The 10,640-nt window shown below is 74.1% G+C and carries 8 protein-coding genes; all 8 read right to left on the bottom strand.

What is annotated here, in order from left to right; genetic code table 11:
* Positions 1-1,117, bottom strand: a 1,117-nt coding sequence (locus ACFQ3T_RS30070) for a class I SAM-dependent methyltransferase (RefSeq protein ID WP_380728366.1), incomplete at its 3' end; no start/stop codon positions are given.
* Positions 1,110-3,347, bottom strand: coding sequence for an AMP-binding protein (locus ACFQ3T_RS30065; protein ID WP_380728364.1), 2,238 nt, complete (start codon positions 3,345-3,347; stop codon positions 1,110-1,112). The genes ACFQ3T_RS30065 and ACFQ3T_RS30070, both read right to left, overlap by 8 nt.
* Positions 3,348-3,362: 15 nt before the next feature.
* Entirely contained in the window at positions 3,363-4,637 is a 1,275-nt protein-coding gene (locus ACFQ3T_RS30060; protein ID WP_380728362.1) for a lysine N(6)-hydroxylase/L-ornithine N(5)-oxygenase family protein, read from the bottom strand.
* A gap of 1 nt (position 4,638) precedes the next feature.
* On the bottom strand, positions 4,639-5,760 hold the full coding sequence (locus ACFQ3T_RS30055) for an SAM-dependent methyltransferase (protein ID WP_380728360.1): 1,122 nt from the start codon (positions 5,758-5,760) through the stop codon (positions 4,639-4,641).
* Entirely contained in the window at positions 5,757-6,662 is a 906-nt protein-coding gene (locus tag ACFQ3T_RS30050) for an acyl-CoA dehydrogenase family protein (RefSeq protein WP_380728358.1), read from the bottom strand. Before ACFQ3T_RS30050 ends, ACFQ3T_RS30055 begins: the two co-directional genes overlap by 4 nt.
* Positions 6,662-7,756: an acyl-CoA dehydrogenase family protein gene (locus ACFQ3T_RS30045; RefSeq protein ID WP_380728356.1), complete on the bottom strand. Its 1,095-nt coding sequence runs from the start codon at positions 7,754-7,756 to the stop codon at positions 6,662-6,664. Before ACFQ3T_RS30045 ends, ACFQ3T_RS30050 begins: the two co-directional genes overlap by 1 nt.
* A 3-nt stretch (positions 7,757-7,759) precedes the next feature.
* Positions 7,760-9,250, bottom strand: a complete 1,491-nt coding sequence (locus ACFQ3T_RS30040; protein ID WP_380728354.1) for an aminotransferase class I/II-fold pyridoxal phosphate-dependent enzyme — start codon at positions 9,248-9,250, stop codon at positions 7,760-7,762.
* A partial coding sequence (locus ACFQ3T_RS30035; RefSeq protein ID WP_380728352.1) for an amino acid adenylation domain-containing protein occupies positions 9,243-10,640 on the bottom strand: 1,398 nt, incomplete at its 5' end. The genes ACFQ3T_RS30040 and ACFQ3T_RS30035, both read right to left, overlap by 8 nt.

Raw genomic sequence — 10,640 nt, 5'->3', positions numbered from 1 at the left:
CGGGCGTGAACCCGTGCCGGTCGCTGCCGGCCAGCGCCGCGTCCAGCCGCCCGTTGCGCACGGCCCGGTAGCCGAACGGCTCGGCCCCGGCGACCAGGCGGCGTTCCAGCGCCGTGAGCTGGAGGTCCGCGCCGGGTTCGGGCACGACCCGCTCCGGGGTGTCGGCGCAGTCGACGTGCAGCACGGCGTCGTAGCGGAACAGCGGCATCTCGGTGGTCGACTCGCCGCGCCGCGGCGCGATCTCGACGCACGTCACCCGCGACGCGCGGGCGGGAGTGGCGGCCAGCCAGGCCGGGTGGACGCTCAGCTCGCCGTCGTGGTTGCGGTCGTGCCGGATCGCCTCCCGCACGTCGTCCGCCTCGCCGCGCAGCTCGTGCTTCAGCGCGAAGAACGCGTCGGCCACGGCCTGGTTGCGCAGGTCGCCCAGCACCACGTGGCCGCCGGGCCGCACCACGGCGAGCGCGGCGTCCAGCACCTCCGTCAGGTAGTGCAGCGACGGGAAGTACTGGACGACGGAGTTGAGCACCACGACGTCGTACTCGCCGTCGGCGACGCGGGTCGCGTCCACCGCGTCCGCTTGCGCCACCACCAGCTTCGTGGTGGCGCCGGCGCGCCGCAGCTCGTCGGCGAGCTGGTCGAGCACCGTGACGGCGGACGCGGAGAAGTCCGTCGCCACGTAGGTGTCGATGGTCCCGGACGACACGAGCGGCCGGACCAGCAGACCCGTTCCCGCGCCGATCTCCAGCACCCGCTTCGGCGCGAGCGCGGCGATCCGGGCGACCGTCGTGTCGACCCACTCCGCCATCTGCGCCGGCGCGATCGGCTTGCCGGTGAAGCTGTCGTTCCAGCCGGTGGTCGCCGACGCCGGCGTCAGGTCGTCGCCGATGGACCCGTAGGTCTCGTCGAACACCGCCCGCCACGAGTCGACGGCGGCGGCCCGCGCCTCGGAGACGTCGGCGGACCGCTCGGGCACCGCGTACGCCACCAGGCGCCCGTCGACCGCCGCCACCGCCGCCTCGCGCACCAGCGCGTCGGCCAGCAGCTCCGCGGTCACCTTCGCGGCGTCCACCCGGACGCCCTTCACCACGATCGCGTGGTCCACCCCGCGCTCAGCCATGCCGGCCCACCGCGTTCGACCGCTGGTCGATGCGCTCGGTGACCTGCCGGACCACGGCCTCGCGGTCGATCTTCCCGCTCGACGTGAGCGGCAGCTCCGGCAGGACGTGCAGCGACACCGGCACGGACACCGCCGGCAGCACCTCGCGCAACGCGTCGAGCAGCGCGGCGACGTCCAGCGGCGGGAGCCCCGGCTCGGCGGTCACGGCCGCGTGCAGGCTGCGGGTGCCCTCGGACAGCTCCACGACGACGCAGATCGCCTCGGCGACGCCCGGCTGTTCGAGCAGGCACGCGTCGACTTCCAGCAGGTTCACCCGCGTGCCGCGGATCTTCACGTCGTGGTCGAGCCTGCTGAGGTACTGCACGACGTCCCCGTCGAGCCGCACCAGGTCACCGGTGCGGAAGGCGCGGGTGTGCCCCTGCGGCGTGGGCGGGATGGTGATGTACCGCTGGGAGTTCAGCTCCGGCTGGTTCAGGTAGCCCAGCGCCAGCGGCGCGCCCGCCACCAGCAGCTCGCCGATCGTGTTGTCGTCCGGCTCGACCGGGTCGATCAGCAGCTCGCAGCCGGGCAGCGGGCCGCCGATCGGCGGCTGCGACGGCCACTCCGACGGCGGTCCGGTCAACGTGTGCGCGGTGACCATCGCCGACTCGCTCTGCCCGTAGTGGTTGTTGAGCCGGCAGTCGGCGAGGCGGGTGAAGAACTCCCGGATCGGCGGCGAGCAGACGATCTGCTCGCCGGCCGTGTTGACCTCGCGCAGCGCCAGGTGCGCCAACGACTTCTCCGACGCGGCGGCGACGGACAGCATGTGCAGCCCCAGGTACGGCAGGAACAGTCGCTCGATCCGGTTGTCCGCCAGCCAGTCCAGCAGCTCGAACGGGTCCGACCGCAGCCGCTCGGGCACGATCACCAGCATCCCGCCGCCGGCCAGCGTGCCCAGGATCTCCTGGAAGCACACGTCGAAGTTGAGCGGCGCGAACTGGGCGGTGCGCAGGTCCGCGCGCCGCGAGTGGCCGCGCTGCCACTCGACCATGTTGTCGACGCAGCTGTGCGGCAGGGCGACCCCCTTGGGCCACCCCGTGGAGCCGGACGTGTAGATGACGTAGACGGGCAGGTCCGCCGAGCACGCGACGACCGGCCACGCCGCGGGGTCCGGCGCGTGGCCGGGGCGCGGCCTGGGGATGGCGACGACGTCCGCGCCGGTCGTGACCTCCGGCGCCGCCCCGACGTGCAGCAGCACCTTGGGCGCGCTGTCGGACAGCATGTGCGCCAACCGCCGCGCCGGGTACTCGGAGTCCAGCGGCACGTACGTCGCGCCGACGCTCAGCACGCCGAGCATCGCGGCGACCACCTCGGCGCTGCGCGGACCGGCGACGGCGACCCGGTCGCCCTCCGCCACGCCGCGGTCGCGCAGCAGGTCGGCGATGTCGCCCGCCCAGCCGAGCAGTTCCGCGTACGTCAGCTCCCGCCCGTCGTCCACGACCGCGACCTCGTCACGGCGCTGCCTCGCCGTGTCCACGAGGGACTCCAGCAGGCACGGCGGGTCGGCCGCGCCTCCCCACACCGAGAGCCGCTCCACATCGGCCGACGCGGCGGTGCCAAGACCGAACTCGCGCATGATCCTCCCTACGTCGCGGCGTACCCCCGAGTCGGCGGCCTCGAACCGGGCGATGATCCGGTCCTGCTGCTCGGGGGTCTGGCCCTGGCTGAGCTTGAACATCGCGTCGACCTGCTCGACCCGCAGCTGGAACGCGCCGACGGCGCGCCCGATCGAGCGGAAGTAGTCCAAAGAGGACTCGGGGTTCCACCCGACGCCGAAGTCGTTCTCGTACGCCAGCACGGTGCGGCGCACGACGTCCAGCGTCCCGTCGAGGTCTTCGATCCGCCGCAGCGTGCCGACGACGTGCACGGTGACGAAGTTCCACGTCGGCGCGGCGGGTTCGGTGTGGTAGTCGACCGGGGTGACGTACCCGTTCGGGCCGGCGAAGACGAGCTTCGCCGTCATGTCGTCCTCCAGCCAGCGCCAGTGCGGGTTGGCCCGGTTCAGGTGCCCGAGCAACGTCGTGCCGACCACGTCACCGCCCTGCGGCGAGCCCGGCGCGAAGATCACCGGCACGTGGGTGGCCTGCGGGACCCTCGGCCCCGGCGTCACCAGCGTGGCGAGCGGGTGGTTGCGCATGACGAACCGCGTCCACGCGTGTTCCCGGCTCTGGTACTGCTTGGGCACGTACATCGCACACCTCCTGCGTCAGGCGAGCCGGTCGAGGACGGAACGGGTGATCTCACCGGCGCGGACGGCGGTGGTGGACAGCAGGCCGGCCGAGATGCCGTGCGTGTGCTCGGAACCGCCGCCGTGGACGTAGATGCCGCACCGGGTGGCGCCCGAGGTCAGCACGCGGTAGTCGCGTTCCAGCAGCACCCTGCCGTCCGCGTCGCGCTTGCAGTCGCCGCCGAGGTCGCCGAGCAGCGCGAGCGGGTCGACCGGCCGGTAGCCGGTGGCGAAGACCGCGGCGTCGGCGTCGAGCACGTCCACGGCGCCCGTGGGCAGGTGCTCGACCGACAGCCGCACGCCCTGGCCGTGCTCCTCGACGTCGCGCAGGCGTGCCGCGTTGACGACCCGCAGCCGCTCCCGGCCGCGCACCTTCTCCTGGTAGTGCCTGCGGAACAGCTCGGTGCTCAGCTCCGCGTCGACCACCGAGTAGTTGGTGTTGGCGTGGTAGCGCAGCAACAGGTCCTTCACCCGGGGCGGCGCGGCGTGGAACGTGTCCACCGCCTCCGGGTCGAAGATCCGGTTGGCGAACGGGTTGTCGTCGGCGGAGCTGTAGCCGTACCGGGAGAACACCGCGCACACCTCGGCGTCGGCGAACTCGCGGTGCAGGAAGTCGACGACCTCGGCGGCGCTCTGGCCCGCGCCGATGACGGCGAGCCGGCGCGGACGCCGTGCGCGCAGGCCCTCGACGGCGCCGAGCAGCCCGTCGCTGTGCAGCACGCGGTCGGAGGGCACGACACCGGGCGGCAGGTGCGGGGCCAGGCCCGCGCCGATCACGACGTTGCGGGCGCGGTGGGTCCGCACGCCCTCGTCGGTGCGCACGACGACCTCGACGTGCTCGTCCGCCTCGCCCACCGCGACCACGCGCAACGCCTCCACGGTGGCCCCGTAGTGCACGGGGACGCGCACCTTGGCCGCCGCCCACTCCAGGTAGGCGTGGAACTCGGTGCGGTACGGGTGCAGCATCTTGCTGTTGATGAAGTCCGTCAGCCGGCCGACCTCGTGCAGGTACGCGACGAAGCTGTAGGTGCTCGCCGGGTTCCGCATGGTCACGAGGTCCTTGAGGAACGAGACCTGCATCGTGGCGCCGTCGAGCAGCATGTCCCGGTGCCACCCGAACCGCGGCTGCCGCTCGAAGAACGTCACCCGGGACAGGCCCGCGTCCTCCAGCGCGATCGCCAGCGCCAGGTTCGAGGGGCCGAACCCGCACCCGACGACGTCGAGCACCGGTCCGGCTTCTTCCGTCGTCGTCACGTCAACGTCCCCTGCCGCCGCGTCGCGCGGCCGTCGGCTCGGACTCGAACAGCGCGCGGTGCAGGCGCGAGGCGCGGAACGGTCCGCCCGCGTACCGGGACTCGGCGGCCAGCGGCGTGCGGCCGCCGTCGGCGCGGACCAGCGCGCCGGTGAACGCGTAGTCGGGGTGGATGTCGTCCGCGACGGTCTCGGCCCGGCACTCCAGCTCGATCACGTCCCCGTCCGCGAGGTCGAACGGCTCGGCGAACGGCACGTAGACGGGCAGCCAGTTCGTGACGGTGTCGAGGCTGTCCAGCACGGGCTGCCCCGGCGCGCAGCGCAGGTTCAGCCACAGCAGCAGGCCGTCCACGCGGCCCGGTCCGAGCGCGTCGAGCCGGACGGACGGGAAGTCGGCCACGCCCTCGTCCAGGCACAGGTCCTCGACCAGGGCGTCGGTGGTGCGCAGCGCGGAGCGGTCGACGTTGCCGACGCAGAACCTCAGGTCGAAGAACCCGCCCGCGGCGTCCAGCAGCCGTTCCACGTAGTCGACGTACTCGGGCCGGACGCCGTACCGGCCGCCCAGCAGGTCGTCCAGGCACACCGCCGCGGCCCGCGTGCCCACCGCGGCCGGCACGGTCGCCGCACCGGGCTTCAGGTGCCGGCGGCGCGCGTCGGCCAGCACCGCGTCGATGCCCTCCGCGCCGCCGATGTTGCCGACCAGCTCGGCGATGCACAGGTCGGCGGGCTCGGGCAGCGACAACGTCGTGGCCTCGCCGCCGAACACCCGGATGTCGTGGGCGGTGGTGCTCGCGAGGTCGGCGGCCCGTGCGGCGCTGTCCTCGTTGACGTCGGCGGCGAACACGCGGGCCGCGCCCGCCTCGGCGGCGCACAGCGTCCACAGCAGGTCCGGGCCGCACCCGAGTTCGACCACGGTCGCGCCGGGCGCCTCCTGCGCGATGGCGTCGCGGAAGAGCTTGTTGCGCGGCTCGTCCTCCAGCATCACGTGGTAGAGGTAGTCGTCGTAGACGGGGTACTCGCCCACGGACGGCCAGAGGTACGGCGCGTCGCGGTCGAGGTCGGCGAGCACGCGCACCCTGGTCCGCTCACCGCCGACGGTGACGTTCCGCCAGTCCTGCCCGGTCATGCGGTCTCCCCTTCCACGCCGTGCCGTTCGTCCGCCGCGGCCCGCCACAGGGCCGACGGCGGTCCCCACACGTCGACCGCGCCGTAGGCGGCCCGGTAGACCGCGCCCACCGCGGGGTCGGACGTGCCCGCGGCCCCGTGCAGCTGGACGACGGCGTGCGCGGCCGTGATGGCGGCCTCCACCGCGGTCGCCAGCGCGGTGCGGGACAGGTGGCGGTCCACGCCCGCGTCGAGCGCGCAGGCCGCCTCCCAGACCTCCACCCTGGCCAGCTCGACGGCGATCGCGGCACGGGCCAGCCGGTGTGCCGAAGCCTGCCGCTCGACGAGCGGCCGGCCGCCCAGCAGGCGGGTCGCCACGCGGTCCGCCGCCAGCTCCACCGCCCGCCGCGCCACGCCGACGTGGTACGCCGCGCCGCGCACCCGGTCCCGGTGGAGCGCCCCGTCGACCACGTCGGCCGACACCGGCACACTGTCCACTTCGGACAGACCAGCTGTCGGTCGCCACCGCAGGTTCCCGTCGGCGACGTCGACCACGACCTCCGGTCGCGGCCCGTCGTACGGCGTCGGGCTTGTCGGCACGACCCGGCCCGCGTCCACGGCGGGCGTCCGCCGGCGCAGCTCCGCCACGGCGGCCGAGTCCGGCGCCCACAGGTCCAGCACGACGTGCGCGCCCCGGACGAACCGGCTGTCGCACAACCGCGCGCCCAGTTCCTCGTGCACCAGGCACAGGTCGGCGTGACCGAGCCCGAGGCCGCCCCGGTCCGCGGGCAGCGCCAGCTCGACCAGCCCCGTGGCGGCGAGCTTCTTCCACACCGCGTGCGGGTCGTCCGGCACGACGTCGGCGAGCTGGTCGCGGACGAGCCCGCGCAGCTCCCGCTGTGCCGCCCCGAGGGTGATGTCCATCAGGCGCTCCCGGTGCACTGGTCGACGGCGATCAGGTCCAGCTGCAGTTCGACGGCGCCGCCGGAGATCGACAGCTCGGGCGCCTCGGCGAGGGCGTGCCGCACGACCCGCAGCCGGTCGGCGTCGGCCAGGCCGGTCAGCTCGGTGGCCGCCCAGCGGGCCACGCCCTGCGCCGCCTCGCCGCAGGCGAGCTTCGAGTAGGCGGAGGCCACCTCGTCCATGTCGAACCCGTCGGCGGTGTTCACCGCGCGGAACGCCAGGGCGCGCGCGTTCGCCACCGCCCGCTCGTGGCGCAGCAGGTCCACCCTCAGCCGTGCCCGCTCGGTCGACGGGGCCGCGTCGACCAGCTCCCCGGCCGTGCGCAGCCACCGCTGGGCACGGCTGAGGTAGTCGAAACCCGCCCGCTCGAACCCGATCGCCCGGATCAGCAGCGGCCAGCCCTGGTGCTCCGGGCCGATCAACGCGTCCCGGCCGACGCGGACCCCGTCCAGCACGACGGTGTAGTAGGGCTCGCCCGCTTCCCGCCGCACCGGGTGGAGCACGACGCCCGGCGCGTCGAACGGGACCAGCAGGAAGCTGATGCCGTCGTAGCGGTCCCGCCCGGCGCGGGTGCGGACCGAGACCAGCCCGAAGTCCGACCAGTCGGCGTAGAGGTTCCACGCCTTCCGACCCGTGACGACGTAACCGTCGGCGTCCGGGACGGCGGTGGTCTCGATGGCGGTCAGGTCGCTGCCCGCGTTGGGCTCGGACAGCAGCAGGCTCGCGAACGCCCGGCCGGCGGCCACGCGCGGCAGCCACCGGCGACGCTGCTCCTCGGTGCCCGCGGTGAGCAGCGAGCAGCCCACGCCCTGCACCGTCACCAGGTGGACCTCGTCGGGCAGCCCGGCCAGGCCCATCCGCTCGGCGACCGCGGCGTGGTCGGTCAACCGCAGTCCCCGGCCGCCGTACTCCTCCGGGTAGTGCACGGCCACCAGCCGCCGGTCGCCCAGCAGGGCGAACAGCTCACGCCGCGACGCGCCGGGGCCCGCGTCCGCGAAGACCCGGTCGACCTCGTCGAGCAGCCCGCGGGTGACCTCGTCCGGGGTGAACCGCACCGCTCACGCCCCCGGTTGCCGGGCGGCGAACGACATCCGCAGCCGGTCCAGCGGGTCGGCGGGCGCCTGCGCGCCGGCCGCGGCGGACCGCTCGCGCAGCTCCCGCACGCGCGCCGCGAGGTCGCCGAGCACCGGACCGTCGAACATGGCCTTGACCCGCAGCGGCAGCCCGGTCTCCTTGGCGATGCGGCCCACGAGGTGCATGGCCGACATCGAGTCGCCGCCCAGCGCGAAGAAGTCGTCCGCCAGGGTCGCGTCGGGCCGCTCCAGCAGCTCCGCGGCGAGCCGCAGGACGAGCGCGTCGATGTCCACCCCGGTGTCGGGCGCGTCCTGGCCGCGGGACGCGTAGCGCTCCAACGCCTCGGCCAGCGCGCGGGCGGCGTCGGCGAAGTCGCCCTCCGACCGCATGAGCGCCACCCGGACGAATCCCTCGCCCGCCGAGTGGTCCGCCCAGAAGAACGGCCACCCCGGCAGCACGGACACCTCCTGCTCGGTCAGCCAGTCGCACAGGTCGCTCGCCCGCCAGCCCTCCGGCAGCCGCAGCCACGCGACGCTCATCGGACCGGCCGCGGGCACCGGCGTCACCGGGCCGCCCTCCAGCGCGCGTTCCAGCACGCCGCGGTTGACGGCGCCGACCTGGCGGGAGCTGAGCTCGCGGTCGGCGTCCACGTAGTCGCGGATGAGCGCGAAGATGAACGGCGACACGTTGAGCAGCAGGTCGTCGGTGATCTCCTGGAGCCTCGGGTACACCCGCGCGTCGGCGATCAGCGAGCCGATCTTCAGGTCCAGCGTGGGCCAGGTCTTGCCGGTGTCCTCGATGCCGATGTGGCGCAGCCCGATCGACTCGAAGTAGGCGTACTGGTCCCAGCCGGCCAGGTGCGCGCTGAAGAACCGGAAGCTGTAGTCCACGATCAGCAGCACGTCGTGCTCGACGCAGCGCCGGGCGATCGTCCGCATGACGTCCGGCGCGGGATCGGTGCCGGTGGGGTTGTTCGGCGTCACCAGGAAGATCGCGTCGGTGTCCCGGTAGAACGCCGGGTCGTCCGGCTCGGCGAAGATCCGCTCGGTGATCGGGGTGAGCGGCACCTGGTGGCGGCGCAGGATCGCGGGGATGTTGTCGAACGTCGGGTGCAGCAGCGAGACCCGCGACCCCTTCTCCCGCAGGTAGTTCGCCACCACCTCGATCGACAGCGACGACGAGTAGTGGTGCAGCGGCCGGCGCTCGCGGGTCACCACGCTGTGCTGCCCGGCGAGGCCGTAGAACGCCTCCTCGAACTCGCGCTGCAACGTCAGCTGCGGCACCTCGTCCGCCGCGGTGTACAGCTCCGGCAGCCGGGCGACCACCTCGCGCATCCGCAGGGTCTGCGCCTGGCGCGCGTGGCCGTCGGCGAGGTTGTGGGTGTTCATCAGGCCCGCCCACTCGTGCCGGGTCAGGCTGTCGGCCACGTCGTCCGCGGGCGGCGCCGGGGTGTTCGGAACCGGCAGGTCAGGCAAGCTCGACACGGTCATGGCCTTTCACGTCGTCAGGACGGGGTGGGAGGGCGGGCCCGGCGGGCAGCGGCCGGCCGAGCGAGTGCACCGACGCCGCGAGCGCACGGCGGTCGACCTTGCCGTGGCCGGTGAGGGGGATCTTGTCCACCTGCGCCAACCGGGCCGGGATCATGTAGTCGGGCACCCGCTCGGCGAGCACCGCGTTGAGCTGCGCCGCCGTCGGCGGTGTTCCGGTGACCTCGACGAACGCGGCGAGCCGCGTCCCGGTCGCGGTCTCGTGGGCGACGACCGCGGCGGCGGCCACCGAGGGGTGCGCCAGCAGGCCGGCCTCCACCTCGCCCAGCTCCACGCGGAAGCCGCGCACCTTGACCTGGGCGTCGGCCCGGCCGCGGAAGACGAGGTCGCCGCGCTCGTTGACCACGCCGAGGTCGCCGGTGCGGTACATGCGGTCGCCGGGCGCGCCCGCGGGGTCCGGCCGGAACCGGTCCGCGGTCAGCCCCGGCTGGTTGAGGTAGCCGCGGGCGAGGCCCGCGCCGGCGATGTGGATCTCGCCGACCTCGCCGGGCCCGACCTCGTCGAGGTTGTCGTCGAGCAGGCGCACGCGGACGTTCTCGATCGGCCTGCCGATCGGCACCAGCGGCGCGGTGTCGTCGGCGAGGTCCGCCGGGCCGCAGCGGTGCACCGTGCTCCACACCGTGCCCTCGGTGGGGCCGTACTCGTTGAACAGCGCGTTGTCCGGCGCGGCCGCGAAGTGCCTGCGGGCCAGTTCGGCGGGCAGCTGCTCGCCGGCGAGGACGGTGCAGCCGACGTCGCGCACGGCGTCGGGGTGGTAGGCCAGCAGAGCGGCGTACTGCGACGGCACGCCGTCCACGTGGGTGGCCCGCTCGCGGACGATCAGCTCGGCCAGCAGCGCGGGGTCCAGCACCTCGTCCGCCGTCGGCACGACGAGCCTGCCGCCGGTGCCGAGCGTGAAGTAGATGCCCGCCACGGCGGCGTCGAACGTGAACGGCGCGAGCATCACGTACGAGGTGCACGGTCGGGGGAACACGGAGTACCTGGCCAGCGTGGAGTTCACGACCTGCCGGTGCGGGGTGACCACGCCCTTGGGCACGCCGGTCGACCCCGAGGTGTAGATGACGTAGGCGACGTTGTCCGGCCCCACCGGCGCCGACACGTCCTCGTCGGTCTCCTCGCCGGCGGAGACGACCGCCCGGCCCTCCGGGACGCCCGCCAGCGCGTCGGCGGAACCGGCGAACAGCTCGATGCCGGCGTCGGCGACGATGTGGGCGCGCCGCTGCGCGGGCAGGTCGGCCGCGAAGGGCACGTACCCCGCGCCGGACCGGAGCACGCCGAGCATCGCGGCGAGCGTGTGCGTCGAGCGGTCGGTCGGCAC

The sequence above is a fragment of the Saccharothrix hoggarensis genome (genome assembly GCF_042678885.1).
In the GTDB taxonomy this organism is placed as follows: Bacteria; Actinomycetota; Actinomycetes; order Mycobacteriales; family Pseudonocardiaceae; genus Actinosynnema; species Actinosynnema hoggarensis.
Note: the sequence above shows the minus strand (reverse complement) of the source record. Positions and strands in the feature narration are given on the sequence as shown.

Bases quoted from the DNA above. Each gene is read 5' to 3' on its own strand.
- ACFQ3T_RS30065 (WP_380728364.1), bottom strand. From the start codon at position 3,347: ATGTACGTGCCCAAGCAGTACCAGAGCCGGGAACACGCGTGGACGCGG.
- ACFQ3T_RS30050 (WP_380728358.1), bottom strand. From the start codon at position 6,662: ATGGACATCACCCTCGGGGCGGCACAGCGGGAGCTGCGCGGGCTCGTC.
- ACFQ3T_RS30055 (WP_380728360.1), bottom strand. From the start codon at position 5,760: ATGACCGGGCAGGACTGGCGGAACGTCACCGTCGGCGGTGAGCGGACC.